Genomic DNA, 21,676 nt, shown 5'->3' on the forward strand with positions numbered 1-21,676 from the left:
TAGTTAAGTTAGTTATACATTCCGACTCTGTCGGGTTCGTCTGCGACGGACCATGAACCAGATAAGTAATGCAATGATCAGCACCAAGGCAATGCCCCCCGTAATTATGATGTTCCGAATATTCGGGACCTGTACGGTCAAATCTAGCTTATTCGTATTCAGTGGTGAGACGTGCCAAATTAGGGTTTTTCCGTGATCTTCGACCAGATCTGCATTGGAATCCTGCACTTTGATTGGCAGCGTCAGCTTGAAATCAAAATTGACATCTTTCAGTAGCAGGTTTTTGAGAAATCCGGGGACCTTATTAATTTGGTCTTTGACCTCACCATCGGGTATGGTCTGCATCAGGTCTGCTTCCGCAGCAATATGCAATTTGGAAGTGAAAAATCCAGGTGTAGTGGATTGCTCCATTTTGATTCCATCAGGCAGATCCGACGTGCTGAAGGTAGAGACGGTATTACTTTTCTCATAATGGGTCGTCGCTTTGAGTTGTGTCCGATCTCCCTGGTCCGAAACTTCGGCCTGGAAATTATTCTGCTTCAACGTATTTGCGAGCATTGTCATGAGATTGTCTTGTCCCATCATTCCCAGGGCTGAGTCGGTTACGCTGAGATTCAGGGCCAGATCGGATGAACCGTCCATATTAACCGTGACATGTGCTTCACCATCAGCGCAGGCGGATAGTATAAACAGCATAAGAGTTAGTAAAAAAGCGAGTAATAGCTGACGATAATAGGGTATGCGAGTCGACATTCAGTTCAAACCTTTCTGCGTATGATCCAATTCCAATTCATAGAAGTATAGTATACACCGTAAGGATGGCGGATGAAACTTTGTTCACTATAAGAGCAAGGTAGATCGTACGCTATGATATGATATATCTATAAAATTAGAGTAAAAAAGTAGGCTCCGAAGCATTAAAGGAGAGATTGGATAATGACAGCAAGTGAACATTTGGATGCAGATCCGGTGATGTGGAATAATCGAATGAATGACAAACCGGTTGGAATTACAATGAAAAAGGACACGATATATGGAGTGGAAATGAAGATTTCGTATTTTTGTCAATGTTCAGTCAATTCAAAATGGGTTTCACCGTGTAAACTGATAGTAGTGTGAAGAAATACGGAGCAGGGGGGTTACATTCATGACATATATCATTATTATGGGTATCATTATGGTTGTGGGAATGGTCGGAATGGGCTGGTTCTACAAGATTATGGACAACGATCAACACTAGGGTATATTGAAAAGAAACGTGAAAAGACAAGCCTATAAGCTGGCTTCGCAATGGATGCGAGGCGGGCTTATTTGTATATAATGCCAAAAAGTCTAAATATAGCATGAAAAAATGTCGGATTTAAGTGGTATGCTTGTACATGGAAATGTTTTACACTTATATCTGTAAGCGTTTACATTAAAATTTACGGGAGGCTAACATTATGGGTTTGAAGATGAAAAAAAGATCAGGCAAGAAAGCATGGATGCTGCTGGTCATGTCATTACTGATTGCGGCCGTTCCAATTACAGCCAGCGCAGCATCGGATTCCACAGCGTATGCCAAACTTAATTTCAGCAACAACAAGTATTATATATTCAACAATAGCTGGGGTAGCTCAAGTGTCAGTGGCTGGTCCCAGTCCGTGTATGTGAACAGTAATACTGATCTGGGTTACGTTTGGAACTGGCCAACGACTGCCGGTGGAGTCAAAGCTTATCCTTCTCTTGTCAGCGGCTGGCACTGGACTGAGGGTTTCACGCCAGGCAGTGGGCTGCCAACGCGATTGTCTGCGAACAAAAGTATCAATACCGGAGTAAGTTATTCTAAGGCGTCCAACACTACAGGGGAATATAATAATGCGTATGATATCTGGCTGCATGACATCGGCAATGCGACCTGGTCAAGCACACCCACCGAGGAGATTATGATCTGGAACGATTGGACTTCCGGTGTAGGTCCTATTGGTTCCAAAGTGTTCTCGGATGTATCCATTGGTGGACAAACCTATGATCTGTATCGCGGCGAGATTACCGACAACGGAGTGCATCAATGGTGGGTATACTCGTTCCTGAAGAAGTCAAAATCCCCTAACAACTTTAGCATCAACGTCAAAAACTTCACTGATTATCTGATCTCCAAAAGTTACTTTACCAACAGCAAATATGTAAGCAGTGTTGAGTATGGAACCGAAATTACGAAAGGCAGCGGCCAGATCAATTACTCTAACTGGTATGTGAACGTGCAGTAACGGCTCTGTTTATACGCTTATTCCTGATTTAATGAGATGCTGCTCGGAGGAAAACCCATTTCCTGCTGACGCAGCATCTTTTACTTGTGTATTGGACCTAACATTCATGCGTAACATAGGTAACGAGTGATGTAGCTGCATTTGACCGATGGACAAATATTTTTCGTAAAGTTGGGATTTTTAGGCTGCTCTTTTGTATAATAGGGTTTAGTTCAACTCGGGGAATCCCGAAATATGCCTAACAGGAAAGGGTGTACATAAATGAAATTTAGTGAGTATACGTATACACGTCCCGATCTGGAACAAATCAAAACGTCATTCCGTGAGCTTCTGAGTGGTTTTGAAGCCGCGACTACGGTTGAAGAGCAGAGTGGATATATGGACAAGATTAACGCTTTGCGAAGTGACTTTGAGACTCAGGCACAATTGGTCTACATCCGTCATTCGATTGATACCAATGATACATTTTACAAAGAAGAAAATGAATTTCTGGATGAAAGCTCTCCAATCATTCAAGAATACATCACCGATTATTATCGGGCATTGGTAAACTCCAAATTTCGTGCTGAACTGGAACAAAAATGGGGTTCACAGCTGTTCCAGCTGGCGGATCTGTCCCTGAAAACATTCAGCCCTGAAATTATCGAGGACCTTCAGAAAGAGAACAAACTTTCCACGGAATACAACCAGCTGATTGCTTCGGCCAAAATTCCGTTTGAAGGTGAAGAACGCACATTGCCGCAGTTGCATCCTTTTGAGTTGTCCACGGATCGCTCCATGCGGGAACGTGCATCGGAAGCAAGATATACGTTCATGGCTGAACATGAGGCTGAATTCGATCGCATTTACGACGATTTGGTGAAAGTGCGTACACAGATCGCGAAGAAGCTGGGATATCCAACGTATGTGGAACTCGGTTATGACCGTATGAACCGTACGGATTACAACGCGGAGATGGTGTCCAATTTCAGAGCACAAGTCCGTGATTATATCGTGCCTGTAGCGACGAAGCTCAGAGAGCGTCAGCGCAGCCGGATTGATGTGGATACCCTCTATTTTTATGATCAGGGCTTCAGCTTTAAGACAGGGAACCCGACACCTAAAGGCGATGCAGACTGGATCATTGACAATGGTAAGAAAATGTACGCTGAATTGTCACCGGAAACGGATACGTTTTTCCAGATGATGACCGACAATGAATTGATGGATTTGGTGAGCAAAAAAGGCAAGCAGGGCGGGGGCTATTGCACCTTCCTGAACGATTACAAAGTGCCGTTTATTTTCTCCAACTTTAACGGTACATCAGGCGATATCGACGTATTGACACACGAAGCAGGTCACGCGTTCCAGGTATATGAGAGTCGTCACTTCGAAGTACCTGAGTACAACTGGCCGACGTATGAATCCGCAGAGATCCATTCCATGAGCATGGAATTCTTTACATGGCCGTGGATGGAATTGTTCTTCAAGGAAGATACGGACAAATACAAATTTGATCACCTGTCTTCCGGATTGCTCTTTATTCCTTATGGCGTAGCAGTCGATGAATTCCAGCATTTTGTCTATGCAAACCCGGATGCAACACCAGCGGAGCGCAAACAGGCATGGCGCAATATTGAGAAGACTTATCTGCCGCACATCAATTACAAAGATAACGCCTATTTGGAACAAGGCGGATTCTGGCACAAACAGGGTCATATCTTCTCGTCGCCGTTCTATTACATTGACTACACACTGGCACAAATCTGTGCATTCCAGTTCTGGAAACGCAGTAACCAGGATATGAAGTCCGCATGGGCTGACTATCTGACATTATGTAAAGCCGGAGGAAGCCTGTCCTTCACAGGATTGGTAGAACTGGCAGGTTTGAATTCTCCGTTTGAAGACGGCTGCGTATCCTCCGTCATCGGCGATATCGAAGCCTGGTTGGACGCAGTAGACGATAAAGCACTGTAAGCGAAAAATAAAAATAAAGGTCGAAGAGGTGAAAGGGAACGAGGAAAAAACCTGACGTTACAGCATTCTGAGGCAGGGCGGATTTGAATGTATTCATTTCCCTACCTATACAAAGAATGCGAGGTTATACCATGTTGGTTTTACTAGATCAACCGTCCCAAAGGAAGCAATTAGCGCCCTTCATCACGGGAACGTACGGGCATGTGGTTATGGGTGGAGTGATTGCGGGACTTCAACGCGGCCGTGTCTATGCAGACCAGCTTCATGCGCCGAAAAGCGCCCTGATTTGGGCCGAAAACGAAATGTTTTATCTGATCGGAAGATCGGATAATGAACAGTTCAATAGCCTTGTTAGGGAGGTACTTGTTCAGGAGCTATTACCTGAAGCGTTAGATGCTGGCGAAGACATGCTGAATCTTGAAGTTTACCCCGAGCCCGGCTCAGATTGGTCTCCCGTCCTGGATCACATGTTCAATGGGCGTTTGCGAGAAGGATTGCGAGTTCCTTTTCAATTCAATCTTGCGAAGTATGAACAGTGGATGGAACGCAGTTCCAGCTCCTTGTTCGTTCCTCCGGGATATAAGCTTCAAATTATCGATCGAGCTGTAATGCTGGAGGACGACAAAAGCTGTATCATTGAACAGGAAATTTTGAAATTCTGGCATTCGGTGGAGGACTTCTTCCGATACGGAGCAGGCACATGCACGGTATATGAAGGGCAGGTTGTAGGTACATGTATCTCAGTGTTTGTCAGTGACATTCACCATGAAACAGGCATCAACACCTACGATTCGATACACCGTGGCAAGGGCCTGGCTACGGCCATGGCAAGCGCTTATGTGCAATCCGTTCTAGAACGGAATTGTGTTCCACACTGGACGACAGAGGAATTCCGTCATGATTCCATCGCGATAGCGGGTAAGCTTGGTTTCGATCAAGGCAGAGCTTATCCCGTCTATTACATGCCGATTCAGGAGCTTCTAAATTACTGAATATCTGTAGGGGCTGTCCCGAAGTCATGAAAATGACCAGGGATAGCCCCTGTTTTTTGATTCGAGCGGTGAAACTTGTGAATCCAAGATCAAGTTACCCTTTTTAATTCAAGCACAGATAAGCAAGTTACTGAAGAGCATTCATGATTATTGGATAATTCTTAGATAATTCCGTGCAAATGAAACATTTATCAACTCGGTTGTGATTTATTTCACTATATCTGAAAACGGATTCAGTTACAATAAAGATAGTAAATCAGGGGTAACAGGAGGCTGGTTCAGATGGCAACACACGCTTATTATGTTCCGCCCGTGAACTTGATGGGCAGAGGATGTTTACACGAAGCAGGCAAGATGATTGAGAATATGGGTATTCGCAAAGCGCTTGTCGTAACTGATCGTCGATTGATTTCTTCCGGCGTTGCTGAACAAGTGCTGTCTATACTAAGAAAATCAGGGTTAGACTATGTGGTATATGATGAGGTTCAGCCCAATCCCACCTGTCAGAATGTACATGACGGACTTCAGGTATTTCAGGATCATGGCTGTGACGCCATTATATCGATAGGCGGAGGTTCACCTCAGGATGCTGCCAAAGGAATTGGCATTGTAGCAACCAACGGTGGACATATCCGTGATTATGAAGGTTTGCATCAATCGAAACACAAGTCCGTGCTGCTTGTTGCCATTAACACAACGGCTGGCACGTCGAGTGAGGTGACCATGAACTACGTGATTACAGATGAGGAACGTAAGGTGAAAATGGTGATGGTGGATCGAAACAGTCTCGTTGACTTGTCGGTGAACGACCCGGAACTGATGCTGAGCAAGCCAGCCAGTCTTACAGCGGCCACGGGCATGGATGCATTGACCCATGCGGTGGAAGCCATGGTGACGCCTGGCGGGTTCACGGTGACGAGTGCTACAGCGGCTGCTGCCGTTGAGCTGATCTTTGAATATTTGCCCAGAGCGGTCAGGGATGGTAGTGATCTGGAAGCAAGAGAGCATATGACGTATGCGTGTTTTCTTGGCGGGATTGCTTTTAACAATGCAGGCTTGGGCTATGTACATGCGATGGCCCATCAACTTGGTGGAGTCTATGACCTTCCGCATGGGGTATGTAACGCGATGTTGCTCCCTTATGTAGAGGAATTGAATGCAAAGCATGTGCCAGGTAAATTCCGTCATATTGCCAAAGCAATCGGTATGGATGTAAAAGGAAAACGGGATGAGGAGTGCTCGGAGTACGTGATCGAAGCCATTCGTCAGCTCTCCAAGGAGGTAGGCATTCCTGAGAAACTGTCAGAATTGGGTGTGAAAGATCCTGATGTTGAATTGCTGGCGGATAATGCCATGAAAGATGCCTGTGCACCGGGCAATCCGTATCAACCTTCCAGGGATGAAGTGATGGAGCTATTCCGCAAAATCATATAAAGTTAAGAACAAAGAGAGAGCCAGAATATATTCTGGCTTTTTTGGTGTGACACGTGCTTCTGAGCCTTATAAATACGGATTCATTTCCTTCATTGGATAAAATAGTTTTATCTCGCAATAGTCATTATTTTTTGTTTGACAGAGGGGGTGCTTTAATCCATAATCAATCCATACTAAACACATAAGCTTTATTGGAAGGGGAGAGTCAGTCATGTCACAGTTTAAATCATCAACGAGAAAGTCATTATGGGTAGGAGCGTTAGCCGTTCTATTATTGGTAATCGTTAGCGGTTGCTCCGGATCGACCAATGATCCTGCTCCCAATGCAGCAGCCCAGCCAGGCACGAGCCAAGGTACGGATGAAAATTCAAAGACGGACGAGACTGCAACGGGGGGGACTTTTGTATATGGTCGGCCGGCTTCCGTAACCTCGTTTGATTTGCATAATCAGATTACATCGAACAATGCTTTTGCCATTGATAAAGTATTTGAACCTTTGGTTGCTTTTGACAACAAGGGCGAGATTGTGGACTGGCTTGCCAAGTCGCATAACATCAGTGATGACGGTTTGACGTATACGTTTGTGTTGCGTGATGGCTTGAAGTTCTCCAACGGCACAGATGTTACGGCAGAGGATGCCGTATTCTCGCTGGAGCGGCACTTGAAGGTTGGTGGCCCATTGGCAATATCGGCCAAGGTAGACACTGTCAAAGCAACGGATAGCCATACATTGGTGATTACGCTTAAAGAGCCGTATACGCCATTTATCTCTGAGCTTTCCAACTTCTCGAACGGTATTATTCCGAACAATTTTGGCGGAGTTACCGAGGAAGAATTTTTCAAGAAGCCGGTAGGTACAGGACCGTTCGTGGTTGAACAGTGGGACCCTGCAGGCGATGTGACCTTTACGAAGAACACTCACTACTGGCAAGAAGGAAAGCCATCGGTTGATAAGCTGGTTTACAAGTTGATAGAGGACGACAGCCAAGCAATCAACCAGTTGAAGGCGGGAGAAGTAGATGCGATTGAGTCGCTGGCTCTGCAAAATGCTGATGAAATCAAAAATGGCGCGGATACAACCGTTGTAACCAACGGCAGCTGGGTGACAGAGCAATTGTTCTTTAATACGTTGGATAAGCATTTTTCCGATGTGCATGTTCGCCGGGCATTGGCTCTGGCACTTGATCGTGACGGTCTGACTAAGGCGCTTACCTTTGGTTACGCACAGACTGCTAATTCATTGCTGCCTACAACGATTCCTTACAATTCGAATGATACTCTCAAGGCATTAAATTTTGATGTAAATGCAGCCAAAGCGGAACTGGCCAAATCGGCCTTCCCTGATGGATTCACTACAAAACTGCTTGTAGCTTCCGGCAACAGCACCAGAGCGCAAGAAGCGCAAATCATTCAGGCAGCGGGAAAACAAATTGGCATTAATATCGAGATTGAATCGATTGAACTGGCTACCTTTCGTGAACGATTCTTTGCTTATGATTTCGCAGCGATGCTGAACAGTGGGCAAGCCGATTCTCCGGAAGCGAACTCAATCGTTGCGTTCCAGACTGACCCTGATGGCTTCAGCAAATCTTACTGGACGCATTACACCAATGATGAAGTAACCAAGCTTCTGTATAAAGGTCAACAAACACCGGACGGCGATGGCCGTGCCGAAATTTACTCCAAATTGCTTCAAACGCTTGCCGATGAAGTGCCTTACATTCCGCTTTATTATCCGGATATTCTGATTGGCGTTCGTTCTTCAGTAGATGGCATTGTTGTTTTGCCTAATGGCAGTGTGCGTTTTGAAGACGTTCGTATTCAGAAATGAATAAGTTCTGGTTGATCAGTACTGTGGGAAGAGCGTTGGCAGTGATCCTTTGTGTGATGACAGCAGTCTTTTTTCTCATCAGAATGGTACCAGGAGATCCTGCTAAAATGATTCTTGGCGAGTACAGCACCCCCGAGGCCGTGGAGAGCATGCACCATGCTCTCGGGCTGGATCTGCCGCTGGGGGAACAATTCATAAGGTTTGTGAAGACACTGTTCACTCAGGGGGATACCGGCAACTCTATTATTAACGGAACCTCCACTAGAGAATTAATTGCTGATCGTGCACCCGTTACCTTGCTGCTCATTGGCATGGCATGTGCATTGTCAATTGTCATTGCACTCGTGCTTGCTACATTGGCCGCTACACACAAGGATAAGCTGCTGGATCATTTGATACGTATTTTTCCTACGGTAACGCTAGGTATGCCAATCTTCTGGGTTGGCATCCTTTTGATTCTGCTGCTGAGTGTTCATCTTCACTGGTTTCCCGTTGGTGGAGTTGGGGAAGGGTGGTGGGGCACCTTATACAGTTTGACACTTCCCGCCATTACCGTGGCTTTTTCACAGATTCCGACATTGGTTCGTTCATTGAGAGCCCAGATGCTTGAAGTACTGGAATCTGATTTTGTAGTTACATTGAAGGCTGCGAGATTACCGAGCCGGGTCATTCTATTCAAACATGTCCTACGCAATGCGGCGCTACCGACGCTGATCCTTCTTGGCGTTAATATTTCTTATCTCATTGGCGGCACATTGGTCGTTGAACAGGTATTTGGTATCAAAGGAATTGGCAGTCTTTTGTTTAGTTCCATTTCCAAACGGGATTTCCCGGTCATTCAAGGCATAGCCCTTTACTGTGCTGTATCTGTCGTGATCATCAGTCTCCTGATAGAGCTTCTTTCCAGGTGGCTTGATCCCAGAACGAAAGGAAAACCATGAAAACGATACAAATAGAACCTCAGTTATATGAAGACAGCCAAAACACCAGTCTCATGAATCGTATATTGAAAACTCCTTCCCTGCTTGTGGGAAGTGTGATGTTTGCCGTGCTGATCATCTTGACTGTAATCATACCGTGGATTAGTCCTTATGACCCTTCGGAGCAAAATTTGAGTGCCTTTTTGCAACCTCCGTCTGCTGAACATTGGTTGGGCACAGACCAACTGGGACGTGATTTGTTCACTAGACTGATTTATGCCGCGCGAACCGATTTGAGCATTATGGTGCTAGCGGAAATTGTACCTTTTTGCATGGGCGTATTTCTAGGGATGCTCGCAGGGTATTACGGAAAATGGACTGATAAGATCATATCGTTGGTCACCGATACATTTATCGCTTTCCCTTTTTATCTCATCGTCATTATCGTGGCTTTTGCCAGTGGAGCAGGTGAGCGGGGGATTTATATTACGTTTATGCTCGTTGGCTGGATTGTCTTTGCACGTGTCGTCAGGGGGCTGAGTGCATCGTACCGCAAGCAGGAATGGATCGCATCCGCACAGACGTTGGGCTTGCCGGGAATACGGATTATCCTTCGTCATCTCCTGCCCAATGTATTACCTCAGGCGATCGTTGTCCTCATGACGGATATGGTGGGGCTGCTGGTGGCGATTGTTACACTTGGATACCTGGGCATTGGCATCGCACCACCGACCCCGGATTGGGGCACGATGATCTCGGATGGACAATCCTTTATCACGACAGCCTGGTGGCTCTCGGCAGTTCCGGGATTTGCAGTCGTTTACACGGGAATTGCTTTGTCGCTTGTCGGTGATGGATTGGCCGATGTATGGAGGAAAAAATAATGTCCACTGAACCGATTCTTGAAGTCAAGGCACTATCTCTGTCAACCAAGTCAAATCAAAAATTAGTTCAAGATGTACATTTCTCGCTTGGGCGAGGGGAGAGCCTGGGATTAGTAGGTGAATCCGGCTCCGGTAAATCACTAACTCTTCGTTCCATTCTGGGACTGTTACCAAGCGGTGTGGAGCAGACGGGTGGAACCATTCGGAGTGGTGTGAACAGCGCCATGGTGTTTCAAGACCCGAGAGGTGCGCTCGATCCGCTCTGTCCCGTTGTTAAACAGCTGGCGGAAGTTGTCTATTACAGGCAAAAGTTAAGCAGGAAGGCCTCCAGGGTAGCAGCGCTGGAATTACTTGAACTGTTGGGGCTTCCCGACTCATTGAAGCGTGAGGATCGATACCCTAGCCAGCTGTCAGGTGGGCAGTGTCAGCGGGTAGTCATTGCATTGGCTCTGGCGTGCAAGCCAGGCATTCTGCTCTGTGATGAGCCAACAACGGCACTGGACGTTACTGTGCAGCGTCAAATTATAGAAACGATCCAACGTTTGCAGCGTGAACTGGGATTCGCCATGGTGTTTGTAACACATAATCTGGCGATTGCAGCGACGCTGTGCTCGAAGCTGTGCGTGATGAAGCAAGGGCGGATCGTGGAGCACGGGGATTCGCTTGGCCTTTTGCAAAACCCGCAAGATCCTTACACCGAGATGCTTATTAACTCGGTGCTTCCTTTACCGAAGCTAGAAGGGAGCGAATAACTATGGAACTAGCTTTGCAGGTTCAGAATGTAACGGTTCAATATGGTGACTTTACTGCGCTGGATAACATCACACTAAATCTTCAGAGGCATACCACGCTTGGTCTTGTTGGTGAGTCCGGTTCGGGCAAATCTACCCTTGCGAGAGTCATTGCCGGGTTAATTACGCCAGATGAGGGGCAGATTTTGCTGGGAGATCAGCAATTAAAGAAGAAGAGAAGTCGTGAGCAGTATAAAAGCATACAGATGATTTTCCAAAATCCTGATGCTTCACTGAATCCCAAACATTCCATTCGGCAGATTCTTGCTGAAGCGCTGTTGTTTCATCGCATTGTAGACCGTTCACAGGTGGAGAAAAGATCGAGAGATCTCTTGGCCCGTGTTCAGTTGGAAAGCAGGGCACTGGACAAGTATCCGCATGAATTCTCCGGCGGTCAGCGCCAACGGATCGCCATTGCACGCGCTTTAAGTGTAGAGCCGAGTCTGCTAATTGCGGATGAGCCGACAAGTGCACTGGATGTTTCTGTGCAGCGGAGTGTGCTCGATTTGTTCAATTCACTTAAGAGGGAACTTAATCTTACGTTTCTGTTCATTTCTCATGATCTTGGAGTTATCCATGCCATTAGCGATACGGTAGCAGTCATGCGGCAGGGTCAGCTTGTGGAGATTAGTCCCAAGGATCAATTCTTCACACGACCTGAAACGGCATACAGCCGAGAGCTGCTGTCCGCAGTTCCAAAGATGCCGAAATCAAGTTCTATAGGAGGTTTATATGAGCCAACAATATAAAGGAAACATACCCCTTACCCTGTCGGAATACGATACGCTTACACAATTGCTCTCCAGGCTCTTGTCTACGAGGTATCCTCCTGTGATCATCCCGGGTGAGGCCATCTTGGGCATAGAGGCCGTGGCAGCTGGAATATCTGCACCGGGTCGTACGATAGTTAATGTCGTAACAGGGCCTTATGGCAGTTTGTTTGGTCAGTGGCTTGAACGTGGAGGGGCAACGGTTATTGAAGTCAAAGTTCCTTTTGATGAAGTTGTACCTGTGGAGAAGGTAGCTGCTGCGATTGAAAAGTATCAACCGTCCGCACTATCCTTTGTTCAAGCAGAGGTGGTTACAGGTGGATCGAATCCCGCAGAAGAAATCATAAAGATTGCGCGTGCCCATAACCTGATTACGGTGAGCGACTCTGTATCAGCGATTGGGGGAGAGCCTCTGCTGGTCGATGAATGGGGCGTTGATTTTGTAGCTGTGGGTGCACAAAAAGCCCTGGCCGGGCCTAACGGCATCAGCGCAGTAAGCATTTCGCCGCGTGGATGGGAATTTCTCGAATCCAATGCACATGCACCGCGCAACTCCATCCTGTCTTTGCTTGATCTGAAGCCACCCGGCGATGGGGCTGCACCCGTCCGCGTTCCTCCCAACATTCCAACGCTGGAAGCCAGAGCACTGATTTTGGCTTTGACAGCTATTGAGTCTGAAGGCTTGGAGCAGGTGATCAAGCGTCATGAACAGGCTGCGTTATCTGCTATAGCGGGAATTCAGGTCCTGGGTCTGGAGCCTTGGCAAAAAGATAACAGAACATATTCGACACTGACTACGACGGTTCGAATTTCCGGGGAGAAGAAGTTGCATATCGATCAGCCGATTGGCATCGTTGCTCCGGGGGATGGAGAACTTTTTGGTCAGCTTCTGCGAATTAATCATTTTGGAGTTAATGCGTCCTTGGCAGGTGTGGAGGAAGCTGTTGCGACCATTGCGGTATTATTGAATCAGGACCATGAGCAAGCAGTCCATGCTGTTCGCCTCGTTTGGGGGAAATGAATATGACCCAGGTAAAATCGGAAGAGCAAAGCTTCAAACATATCTTTATAGCAGGCATTGAAGGCAAACGGTTCGATATCTCGATTCAGAATGGCCGGTTTGCATCTGTTACAGAATCCGTGCCGCAGAATGATAACTCATCGCTTCCGGGTACAGATATATGGATAAGTCCCGGAGTTATTGATCTTCATACGCATCTAGCCTGGACAGACTTTGACCATGCGGATCAATTAAAGCGTGACAGCCACGAGGTTGAAGTGATGCAAGCGCAAGCTTTTGCAGCCACCCTCCGGACGGGAGTAACTACGGCTCGTGATGCAGGTGGAATGTTACCAAGCACTGCTCGACATCTCGCTCAGCACTATCAACACCCCTTAAGAGTTGAAACCAGCAGTGAAATGCTGGGAGCGGCAGATGCCCGTGGTGTGAAGCATCTAGAACAACGGCTGAACGGAATTTTTGATACAGGCGCAGGATGGGTTAAAATTATGGCTACAGGTGGGCTGGGAGCCCCTACGGAACAAGTGCTCGATCCTGTATTTTCGGAGGAAGAGTTCGCATTCATCGTTCGACATGCCCATGCCAACCATAAAAAGGTGCTGGTTCATACCTGGGGTGGAGTGACGATAGACTGGTCTATTCAGGCCGGGGTGGAATCGGTGGAACATGGAATGTTCTTATCAGAGGATCAGGCGGGCAGGCTTGCGCAGTCCCGAACGGCCTTTGTGCCGACCACATCGATATATCGTATTGCCGCAGATCCAAAAGGCGTGCTGGCGTTGCCTACTGTCATCAGTGATCGTGCAGCGCGCGCTGCAGAAGCTCATTCTACTGCCATCGGATATGCCAAAAGAGCAGGAGTCCGTTTCGGTTTCGGTACCGATTACGCCACACCTTCACTGCATGGCTATAATCTGCAAGAGCTGGATACGCTGATCGATTATGGCCTGACTCGGGCAGAGGCGTGGCAATCTGCGACGTCAAACGCTGCTGATATTCTGGGTCGTGGCAACGAATTGGGACAGATTGCAGAAGGTTATATTGCGGATGCTATTATTTTCAATGCCGATCCGTATCAAACGAAAAATGCAGATCAGTTGCGAAAGAGCATCGTGTCCGTAATTATTGGAGCGCAGAAACCATAACTTGGTTTCTGCGTTTTTTCTTTACTCGTGAATGCAGTGAGCGCTATGTTGCTTCGAAGGAGTAGGTTTTCTGGCGAATATTAAGCGATAAATAAATCCCCAAAAGTTTTCCAAAAGGATTTTGCAGACTCATCAGCGAATACAATGTTTAATAACAGCGGCATAAAGGAAGGAGTGATATCCACTTAAACTTTTGTCGAAGTTTTCCAGCAAGATTCCTCAGCCCGTTTCGTGTTTAATGTTATATAGGAGTAGTGTATTGCATTTTACACGGGGTACACCTTGATTTTTACATCCACCTATCACCTCTACACAACAAGTACAGGCAATTCTGCATGTATCATCTACTTTCAGACATTACAAAGAATAACGTTTGGCTGGAATTTCCGAGCAACATAGTCTGTACAGCATGCTCCTAATCATGACAAAAGTGTCCACACAACAGCATATCGGATTATGGGCTCTGAAATGATTTAGAACGAATGCACATGGAGGAGGCTGTAATGATGGCAAAAAAAGAAGTTGTAGCGATGCTGCTCGCTGGAGGGCAAGGCAAAAGATTAAAGGGACTGACCAAATCACTGGCCAAGCCTGCTGTTTATTTTGGCGGAACCTACCGCATCATTGATTTTCCTCTAAGTAATTGCTCCAATTCTGGCATCGACACGGTCGGTGTATTGACCCAATACGAACCACTGGTGCTGCACTCTTATATCGGCATTGGCAGTGATTGGGATCTGGACCGCAAAAATGGCGGGGTATATGTACTTCCTCCTCATGAACGTGAAGACGGCAGTAGCTGGTACCGCGGTACGGCGGATGCGATCTACCGTAACCTGAATTTTATCGAACAATTCGATCCTGAGCATGTGCTCATCTTGTCAGGGGATCATATCTATAAAATGGATTACGAGAAAATGCTTCAATACCATAAAGAAAAGGATGCAGATTGCACCATATCGGTCATTGACGTTCCGTTGGAAGAAGCCAGCCGGTTCGGGTTGCTCAACACCCACGATGATTATCGCATCTATGAATTCGAAGAAAAACCTCCTGAACCCAAGAGCACGCTTGCTTCCATGGGTATCTATCTCTTCAAGTGGGATGTACTGAAACGCTTCCTGATCCAGGACGAACAGCAGGCATCCACCTCCTATGATTTTGGCAAAGATATCATTCCCTTGCTGCTTGAAAATGAAAAATCACTATACGCTTATCCATTTGAAGGGTATTGGAAGGACGTCGGTACAATCCACAGTCTGTGGGAATCCAATATGGACCTGCTGGATGAGGAAACGCCGTTTAACCTGAACGATCCGGATTGGCGTATCTATACTCGTAATCCGAATCAGCCTGCGCAATATATTTCACCATCGGCGAAGGTACGGAATTGCATCATCAGTGAAGGTAGTGTGGTACATGGTGAGGTTAAACACTCGGTGTTGTTCTACGGTATTGAGGTGGGAGAGAACAGTTCCGTAACCGATTCAGTGATCATGCCAAAAGTGAAGATCGGTCAAAATGTACGCATTCACAAAGCTATTATTGCCGAAGGATTGGTGATCCCGGATGGAGTACATCTGTCACCCGCCCCTGAGGATGAGAGTGATATATTACTGGTCGATCAGGAAGAACTGGAACGTCAGCTTCTCGAGGGAATGACAAGTAAAGCCTAATCTAAACCCCAAAGGACGGTGCATGCGATGAAACCATTGATCGGAGTTATTAACCTTGACCATGAGCTTGAGGAATTGAAGGAATTGACGTACTTTCGCTGCGGAGCCGCGGTGCCTTATGCCGGGCGTTACCGTCTGATTGATTTTGTATTATCCAATATGATGAATGCTGGCATTGAGAGTATCGGTGTATTTGTGCGTCGCAAGTACCGTTCACTCATGGATCATCTGGGAGACGGTAAGCCGTGGGATTTGGATCGCAAGCATGGCGGCATGTTTATTTTGCCACCGGACTGGAACGATCCGACCGATACGTCACAAGGGGATTTGCAGCATTTTCACAATAATCTCGATTTTTTCCGCCGGGGTTCAGGGCAATATGTTGTCCATGCAGGTAGTCGGCACGTAACCAAAGCAGATCTGCAGGATGTGTACAGGTACCATATAAGCAAGGGCGCGGATGTAACGCTGGTCTGCAAAAAAGTGGATAAACTGCTGCCTGAACATGACGCCTGTGTCAAAGTTGAAGATGACGGGAACGGTAATGTGGTGGACATTCACCAAAGCGCCGATCACCCGAATATATATACAGAAATTTTCATTATGGAAAAAGAACTGTTCCTGCGCCAGGTGCAGCGCTGCATCGCTCATGGCGAAAGCCATTTCTTCCGTGATGTGATTCAGAAAAATCCGGATGGCTTGAACATTGCTGCATATGCCTATGATGGCTATCACGCCGTGATCAATTCGATTGATAGCTATTACCGCAACAGTCTGGAATTGTTGAATAGCGGATTGTATGAGCAGCTGTTCAAGGAACAGCCTGTTCAAACCAAGATTAAATATGAGGCACCTGCCAAATACCTGGACTCTGCTGAGGTTAAACATTCCTTGCTCGCGAACGGCTGTATTGTGGGTGGGGAAGTGGAGGACAGCATCCTGTTCCGTGGGGTGCATGTGGCGAAAGGTGCCAAAATTAAAGGCTCCATTATTATGCAAAAATGCTACATCGGAGAAGGCGCCGTTCTGGAGAACGTCATTCTCGACAAAGATGTGAAGCTAAGCGGCGGCCAGACGCTGATCGGCGACCCGTCGAACCCTTATATTCTGGCGAAGAGTACTATTATCTAATATCAACACTTAACCGATATCATCTATAAATATATATAAAATAAAAATCCTGTAGGATGGATTTAAGGTTCATGTTTCTTTGAAGCATGGGAGCCACAGCTAAAGCTACGGTTATATGTGCTAACGCAGTGGAGGTGACGAAATCGATTCTGAAGAAGCGTCAGCGTTCGCCTTTGTCTCCAAATTTCAACCTTTTATAAGGTTCATCAAGAAATTTGAGAGACAACAGCGATCGGAAGAACGATTCGTAACCGGAACGGGCTCTTAGCCGAAAGTGTAGCTTTGAAAGGTGTAGCACTCATGTGTAAGAAACAAGTGTGGACCGCCACATCCTACAGGATTTCACCGGGAGGAACCTTCTTTTGTTTGACAACAAGGAAACGTTCAAGAGTATTTTTAGACGCAATCTGGTCAGCAAATTGGGCAAACCATTAGCAGAAGCAACGCAGGAGGATGTCTATCACGTACTTGGAAGCATGATCCGCGAATATGCGGGTCAAGATTGGGCGGCGTCGAATCAGGGGTTTAAGCAGCGCCAGGATAAACAGGTCTATTACTTCTCGCTGGAATTCCTGATTGGACGTCTGCTCGGCAACAACCTGTTAAATGTGAATGAATTGGAACTCGTTCGTGACAGTCTGGCTGAATTGGGTTTCTCTTTGGAAGAAGTGGAAGAACAGGAAGCGGACGCAGGGCTCGGCAACGGAGGTCTGGGAAGACTCGCGGCCTGTTTTCTGGATTCACTTGCTTCCCTTGGCTATGCAGGACATGGATGCGGAATCCGATATAAATATGGCTTGTTTGAGCAAAAAATTATTAACGGCAATCAGGTGGAATTACCCGATAATTGGCTCGAGAAGGGCAATGAATGGGAAGTGCGCCGTCCGGACAAAAAGGTGGAAGTGCAGTTCTGGGGCCGTGTGGAGGCATATGAACAGGATGGGCATTATCAATTTGTCACGAAGGATGCCGAATCAGTGGTAGCTGTACCATATGATGTGCCTGTGATTGGTTATGGCCAGCCCCATGTAAACACCTTGCGATTGTGGAGTGCGGAGCCCAAGCGGGAGACTTCGCTCGATACCCCTTCGAACTATTACGGATATCTGGATTATAGCCGTTCGGTAGAATCGATCTCGGAGTTCTTGTACCCGGATGATTCCCAATACGAGGGCAAGCTGCTCCGTCTGAAACAGCAATATTTCATGTGCTCGGCAGGCGTACAGAGTGCTTTGCGTACATTTAATAAGCTGGAGCTTTCGTATGATCGATTGCCGGATAAAGTGGCGTTCCATATCAACGATACGCATCCAACACTCGTGATTCCCGAACTGATGCGCATTCTGATCGATGTCAAAGGCTACGGATGGGATGAAGCATGGGATATTACGACCCGCACCGTATCATATACCAACCATACAACGCTAAGTGAGGCGCTTGAAAAGTGGCCTGTAGCCATGATCAGCAAGCTGCTGCCGCGCATTTACATGATTATTGAAGAGATAAACAAACGCTTCTGTGGCATGCTGCTCGAACGTTATCCCGGAGACCAGGATCGTATCCAGCATTTGGCGATTGTTGCGAATGATCAGGTACGGATGGCTCATCTGGCGATTGTGGGCAGTCATAGCGTCAACGGTGTCGCGGCATTGCATACCGAAATATTGAAGGAACGGGAGATGGCTCCGTTCTATGCACTATATCCCGAGCGCTTCAATAACAAAACCAATGGCATTACCCATCGCCGCTGGCTGATGCATGCCAATCCGAAGCTGTCGAATCTGATCACAGATACGATTGGAAGTGAGTGGATTAGGGAGCCGGGCAGACTGAATGAGCTGGTAGGCGTTGCAGACGATGCTTCATTCCAGCAGCAGTTCCATTCCATTAAACGTAACAATAAGGAGCGATTGGCCGCGTACATCCTGGATCATACCGGAAAGGCGGTCAATCCGGATTCTATCTTTGACGTACAGGTGAAAAGGCTGCATGGGTACAAACGGCAGCTGCTGAACATTCTGCATGTTATGCATTTGTATAACCGTCTCAAGAGCGATGCTTCGTTTGATATCGTGCCACGTACGTTCATTTTTGGAGCAAAGGCAGCGCCGAGTTATTATTTTGCCAAAAAAATTATCAAATTGATTAACACGGTGGCAGATACGGTTAATCGCGATGCGGCCGTGAAAGATCGTCTACAGGTATTTTTCCTGGAAAACTACTCGGTCTCTCTTGCCGAGAAAATCATTCCTGCCGCGGATGTCAGCGAACAGATTTCAACCGCAGGTAAGGAAGCCTCCGGTACGGGGAACATGAAGTTTATGATGAACGGAGCGTTAACCATTGGTACCATGGACGGCGCAAATGTCGAGATGGCAGAGCAGGTCGGTCAAGACAATATGTTTATCTTTGGTCTGAGTGCAGACGAAGTTCTTGAATATTACCGATCCGGCAGTTATCGGCCGAATGAGATTGTACAGCAGGATGAACGAATTCGTGAGGTCGTGGAGCAGCTGGTACACCCAGGAGTGTTCTGTGAGCGTGATGGTGAATTCTGGGATATCTATGATTCCTTGCTGGCTCATGGTGACGAGTACTTTGTGTTACGTGACTTTGCTGCCTATGCCGATGCGCATGCTGCCATTGATTCGGCGTACCGCGATGTATCGGGCTGGACACGCAAGGCAGTGCTGAATACGGCTCATTCCGGCATTTTCTCCAGTGATCGTACCATCAGTGAGTATGCGACTGATATCTGGGGCATTCATCCGGTGTCCGGACACTGGAAAGCTTAAATAAGTAGTATTTAACAATGAAATCCCCTTGTACATTAGGTTGATCTCTGTTGGGTTCATATACCTTCATCAGAGATCACTCCTTATTGCACAAGGGGATTTTTGTATGAATCAGCCGACTGGTCGTGACACACTTTGTGCGTTATCGCGCCGCTTTTCACGACGAAGGATGATCGGAACCGTGATCACTGCAGCGATCACCAACAACGGAGCTAGTAAACCAGCGATGGGTAACGCCGATGCGCCATTGGCTGAGAAGACGCTCAAGTCCCAGAACCCGTGCAGGAATATGGAGGCCACGAGTGATCCGGTAGACCGCCGAGCAAGATAGAAGATCGAACCAAGGCCAAAAGCGATCACTACCTGGAACAGGGCACCCGCTCCGATACCCCAGAACATGTTCGGCAGGTGGAAGACTGCGAACAACGCTGTTGAGAGCAGCCAGACCCCGGTTTCGCCGAATCGGCTGCGCAGAGCAACGACTAACTGACCTCGGTTGATCATCTCCTCATTGAAGCCAACCATGATACTGCCGAAAATGAGATACAGCCACATGAGGGGGGTGACACGGCTGAAATCGCCGGTCAGCATGTTCACGATCGCGATGACCATCATGATAATCGGCAGAGTCATTGTCCATCGAGAAAGACGCCGCCTTTCAACCAGGCTAGGACGCCACCAACCGTAGATCGTGACCATTGTGATGGTCAGCACCGCACCGCCGGACAGCGGTGCTATATACCAGAGAAGAAGGGTTCGCTCACTCTCACCCACTCGAGTGTAGTCGATGCCGTTGAGCAAGAAGATCGCGTAAAAAACGGCGCTGTAGAGGAAATATGTGAGAACCGCCCATCCTACGCGGGGACGAACCCGAAGGGCAGGGTCCAAAGTTTCTTGCAGCTTGTCCCTATTAATTGACATGATAAACACTCCCACTATACATTAATATTTTTTTTCATTTGCTCTTGTTTTTTTAAGATTCTAACTTCTATTGAGTCAAGATATAGTCCCGCTAAGTCTTTGGAAACAGTGCCGACAATATTGCGGAGTTTAATACAAAGGTTGCGAACGTCCAGCCGTTCATTCCCCCACTTTCAACGAGCACTTTTATGGTTAGGATCATGCGTCCTCCTTCTCGTAAATTTTATTTTCTCTGTGTTAATTCTTCGAATGATCCAGAAATCCAACGGAAGCTACGGTTACGAGGAACATATTTTCAATGCTGCCTCATTTACAATTCTAGTTGCCCAAGTTAAATAGAAGCTAACGAAATGGATAAAAACCAGCTGAATTTTTACTGCTGTAGTTTAGGTTCTGTTTAGGTAACGATGGGGTAGGATGAGGCAGACAGTTGAAGGGCTTGCTCTAGTAAAAAAAACATATTATATTTCCTCTCTTGATGAACAGCATGGAAAATGACAAAAAAGTACTGAAGCCTAGTTATTTTCCCATTGAAATTCCTGGCGGTTTATATGCCGGGTTCACGATGGATGTATGGAAGTTCAAGCCTGAGCAGCTGGACATGAAGATCTATATCCCTTTAAAATAGACCATACCGCTCCGCAGGAAAAAAGGTTGGAGGAATTCAGACAATGAACGAACGTTCGTGGCTCCACTCCAGGTGGATGCTCACAATCGTCGCATGTATGGCATTGTTATATATGTTGATTATGGGTAACTTGCTCTTTGTCAGCGGGAGAACGCCTGGCGTGAATTATCAATATAATCTGGTACCATTAGAGACAATCAAGCCCCTACTTTTCGAAAAGAACAGATATCATACGGAAGCCTGGGTGAAGAATCTGTTTGGGAACATTGTTTTGTTCATCCCGCTTGGGATATGGATTCCCTGGTTATTCCGCAGGTGCCGAAAGTTTTTACCATTTACAGGTATTGTCGTCTTACTTTTGTTAGCTGTTGAGATTACGCAATTGATTACCCGTGTTGGTTCGTTTGATGTCGATGACATTATTTTGAATACAGTGGGTGCCTGGATTGGATACATAGGGTTTGCCTTATTCATCTTCTCACAGAGAAGGACTCGAAAATGAACTGCGAATAGCAGTTAATGATCGGGTCTT

General features: G+C 46.8%; 18 protein-coding genes. 16 read left to right on the top strand and 2 right to left on the bottom strand.

What is annotated here, in order from left to right; translation table 11 throughout:
- Window positions 1–12: 12 nt before the first annotated feature.
- On the bottom strand, window positions 13–753 hold the full coding sequence (locus BLV50_RS02835) for a hypothetical protein (protein ID WP_090805728.1): 741 nt from the start codon (window positions 751–753) through the stop codon (window positions 13–15).
- Between the two features lie 689 nt (window positions 754–1,442).
- On the opposite strand from BLV50_RS02835, the gene BLV50_RS02845 reads away from it, so the two are divergent.
- From BLV50_RS02845 to BLV50_RS02910, 14 genes are all read left to right on the top strand, one after another.
- Window positions 1,443–2,249: a glycoside hydrolase family 12 protein gene (locus tag BLV50_RS02845; RefSeq protein ID WP_231952556.1), complete on the top strand. Its 807-nt coding sequence runs from the start codon at window positions 1,443–1,445 to the stop codon at window positions 2,247–2,249.
- A 261-nt stretch (window positions 2,250–2,510) separates the two neighbouring features.
- The gene (locus tag BLV50_RS02850; RefSeq protein WP_063563374.1) at window positions 2,511–4,205 is read left to right on the top strand and encodes a M3 family oligoendopeptidase; all 1,695 of its coding nucleotides are present in this window, start codon (window positions 2,511–2,513) and stop codon (window positions 4,203–4,205) included.
- Window positions 4,206–4,336: 131 nt separating this feature from the next.
- Window positions 4,337–5,197, top strand: a complete 861-nt coding sequence (locus BLV50_RS02855; protein ID WP_177031104.1) for a GNAT family N-acetyltransferase — start codon at window positions 4,337–4,339, stop codon at window positions 5,195–5,197.
- Window positions 5,198–5,479: 282 nt separating this feature from the next.
- Entirely contained in the window at window positions 5,480–6,631 is a 1,152-nt protein-coding gene (locus BLV50_RS02860) for an iron-containing alcohol dehydrogenase (RefSeq protein ID WP_090805736.1), read from the top strand.
- A gap of 211 nt (window positions 6,632–6,842) precedes the next feature.
- Window positions 6,843–8,462 carry an ABC transporter substrate-binding protein gene (locus BLV50_RS02865; protein WP_072732546.1) on the top strand — a complete coding sequence of 540 codons (1,620 nt, stop codon included), beginning with the start codon at window positions 6,843–6,845 and terminating at the stop codon, window positions 8,460–8,462.
- Window positions 8,459–9,403: an ABC transporter permease gene (locus BLV50_RS02870; protein WP_231952554.1), complete on the top strand. Its 945-nt coding sequence runs from the start codon at window positions 8,459–8,461 to the stop codon at window positions 9,401–9,403. Before BLV50_RS02865 ends, BLV50_RS02870 begins: the two co-directional genes overlap by 4 nt.
- Window positions 9,400–10,266 carry an ABC transporter permease gene (locus BLV50_RS02875; RefSeq protein ID WP_090805739.1) on the top strand — a complete coding sequence of 289 codons (867 nt, stop codon included), beginning with the start codon at window positions 9,400–9,402 and terminating at the stop codon, window positions 10,264–10,266. Before BLV50_RS02870 ends, BLV50_RS02875 begins: the two co-directional genes overlap by 4 nt.
- On the top strand, window positions 10,266–11,018 hold the full coding sequence (locus tag BLV50_RS02880) for an ATP-binding cassette domain-containing protein (RefSeq protein ID WP_079694508.1): 753 nt from the start codon (window positions 10,266–10,268) through the stop codon (window positions 11,016–11,018). The genes BLV50_RS02875 and BLV50_RS02880 overlap by 1 nt, the downstream gene beginning before the upstream one ends.
- 2 nt (window positions 11,019–11,020) lie before the next feature.
- Entirely contained in the window at window positions 11,021–11,806 is a 786-nt protein-coding gene (locus BLV50_RS02885; RefSeq protein WP_063563380.1) for an ABC transporter ATP-binding protein, read from the top strand.
- The gene (locus BLV50_RS02890) at window positions 11,790–12,848 is read left to right on the top strand and encodes a pyridoxal-phosphate-dependent aminotransferase family protein (protein WP_090805741.1); all 1,059 of its coding nucleotides are present in this window, start codon (window positions 11,790–11,792) and stop codon (window positions 12,846–12,848) included. The genes BLV50_RS02885 and BLV50_RS02890 overlap by 17 nt, the downstream gene beginning before the upstream one ends.
- 2 nt (window positions 12,849–12,850) lie before the next feature.
- The gene (locus BLV50_RS02895; RefSeq protein WP_090805744.1) at window positions 12,851–13,993 is read left to right on the top strand and encodes an amidohydrolase family protein; all 1,143 of its coding nucleotides are present in this window, start codon (window positions 12,851–12,853) and stop codon (window positions 13,991–13,993) included.
- 506 nt (window positions 13,994–14,499) lie between these two features.
- Window positions 14,500–15,669, top strand: a complete 1,170-nt coding sequence (locus BLV50_RS02900; protein ID WP_090805747.1) for a glucose-1-phosphate adenylyltransferase — start codon at window positions 14,500–14,502, stop codon at window positions 15,667–15,669.
- A gap of 27 nt (window positions 15,670–15,696) precedes the next feature.
- Window positions 15,697–16,800 carry a glucose-1-phosphate adenylyltransferase subunit GlgD gene (gene glgD / locus BLV50_RS02905; RefSeq protein WP_063563384.1) on the top strand — a complete coding sequence of 368 codons (1,104 nt, stop codon included), beginning with the start codon at window positions 15,697–15,699 and terminating at the stop codon, window positions 16,798–16,800.
- Between the two features lie 362 nt (window positions 16,801–17,162).
- Window positions 17,163–19,595: a glycogen/starch/alpha-glucan phosphorylase gene (locus BLV50_RS02910; RefSeq protein WP_090805749.1), complete on the top strand. Its 2,433-nt coding sequence runs from the start codon at window positions 17,163–17,165 to the stop codon at window positions 19,593–19,595.
- A 111-nt stretch (window positions 19,596–19,706) separates the two neighbouring features.
- Here BLV50_RS02910 and BLV50_RS02915 read toward each other — a convergent pair whose 3' ends face one another.
- Window positions 19,707–20,516 carry a CPBP family intramembrane glutamic endopeptidase gene (locus BLV50_RS02915; RefSeq protein ID WP_090805751.1) on the bottom strand — a complete coding sequence of 270 codons (810 nt, stop codon included), beginning with the start codon at window positions 20,514–20,516 and terminating at the stop codon, window positions 19,707–19,709.
- A gap of 487 nt (window positions 20,517–21,003) precedes the next feature.
- Here BLV50_RS02915 and BLV50_RS32400 point away from each other — a divergent pair, with 487 nt between their 5' ends.
- Both BLV50_RS32400 and BLV50_RS02920 read left to right on the top strand, forming a co-directional pair.
- Window positions 21,004–21,144 carry a hypothetical protein gene (locus BLV50_RS32400; protein WP_177031105.1) on the top strand — a complete coding sequence of 47 codons (141 nt, stop codon included), beginning with the start codon at window positions 21,004–21,006 and terminating at the stop codon, window positions 21,142–21,144.
- Between the two features lie 43 nt (window positions 21,145–21,187).
- Window positions 21,188–21,646 carry a VanZ family protein gene (locus BLV50_RS02920; protein ID WP_090805754.1) on the top strand — a complete coding sequence of 153 codons (459 nt, stop codon included), beginning with the start codon at window positions 21,188–21,190 and terminating at the stop codon, window positions 21,644–21,646.
- The last annotated feature ends 30 nt before the right edge of the window (window positions 21,647–21,676 follow it).

Origin of the sequence: Paenibacillus sp. 276b, from assembly GCF_900107875.1 — a bacterium.
Taxonomy (GTDB): Bacteria; Bacillota; Bacilli; order Paenibacillales; family Paenibacillaceae; genus Paenibacillus; species Paenibacillus marchantiae.

Coding starts and splice junctions, on each gene's coding strand:
- BLV50_RS02835 (WP_090805728.1), bottom strand. CDS start 753: ATGTCGACTCGCATACCCTATTATCGTCAGCTATTACTCGCTTTTTTA.
- BLV50_RS02845 (WP_231952556.1), top strand. CDS start 1,443: ATGGGTTTGAAGATGAAAAAAAGATCAGGCAAGAAAGCATGGATGCTG.
- BLV50_RS02850 (WP_063563374.1), top strand. CDS start 2,511: ATGAAATTTAGTGAGTATACGTATACACGTCCCGATCTGGAACAAATC.
- BLV50_RS02855 (WP_177031104.1), top strand. CDS start 4,337: ATGTTGGTTTTACTAGATCAACCGTCCCAAAGGAAGCAATTAGCGCCC.
- BLV50_RS02860 (WP_090805736.1), top strand. CDS start 5,480: ATGGCAACACACGCTTATTATGTTCCGCCCGTGAACTTGATGGGCAGA.
- BLV50_RS02865 (WP_072732546.1), top strand. CDS start 6,843: ATGTCACAGTTTAAATCATCAACGAGAAAGTCATTATGGGTAGGAGCG.
- BLV50_RS02870 (WP_231952554.1), top strand. CDS start 8,459: ATGAATAAGTTCTGGTTGATCAGTACTGTGGGAAGAGCGTTGGCAGTG.
- BLV50_RS02875 (WP_090805739.1), top strand. CDS start 9,400: ATGAAAACGATACAAATAGAACCTCAGTTATATGAAGACAGCCAAAAC.
- BLV50_RS02880 (WP_079694508.1), top strand. CDS start 10,266: ATGTCCACTGAACCGATTCTTGAAGTCAAGGCACTATCTCTGTCAACC.
- BLV50_RS02885 (WP_063563380.1), top strand. CDS start 11,021: ATGGAACTAGCTTTGCAGGTTCAGAATGTAACGGTTCAATATGGTGAC.
- BLV50_RS02890 (WP_090805741.1), top strand. CDS start 11,790: ATGAGCCAACAATATAAAGGAAACATACCCCTTACCCTGTCGGAATAC.
- BLV50_RS02895 (WP_090805744.1), top strand. CDS start 12,851: ATGACCCAGGTAAAATCGGAAGAGCAAAGCTTCAAACATATCTTTATA.
- BLV50_RS02900 (WP_090805747.1), top strand. CDS start 14,500: ATGGCAAAAAAAGAAGTTGTAGCGATGCTGCTCGCTGGAGGGCAAGGC.
- glgD (WP_063563384.1), top strand. CDS start 15,697: ATGAAACCATTGATCGGAGTTATTAACCTTGACCATGAGCTTGAGGAA.
- BLV50_RS02915 (WP_090805751.1), bottom strand. CDS start 20,516: ATGTCAATTAATAGGGACAAGCTGCAAGAAACTTTGGACCCTGCCCTT.
- BLV50_RS32400 (WP_177031105.1), top strand. CDS start 21,004: ATGGAAAATGACAAAAAAGTACTGAAGCCTAGTTATTTTCCCATTGAA.
- BLV50_RS02920 (WP_090805754.1), top strand. CDS start 21,188: ATGAACGAACGTTCGTGGCTCCACTCCAGGTGGATGCTCACAATCGTC.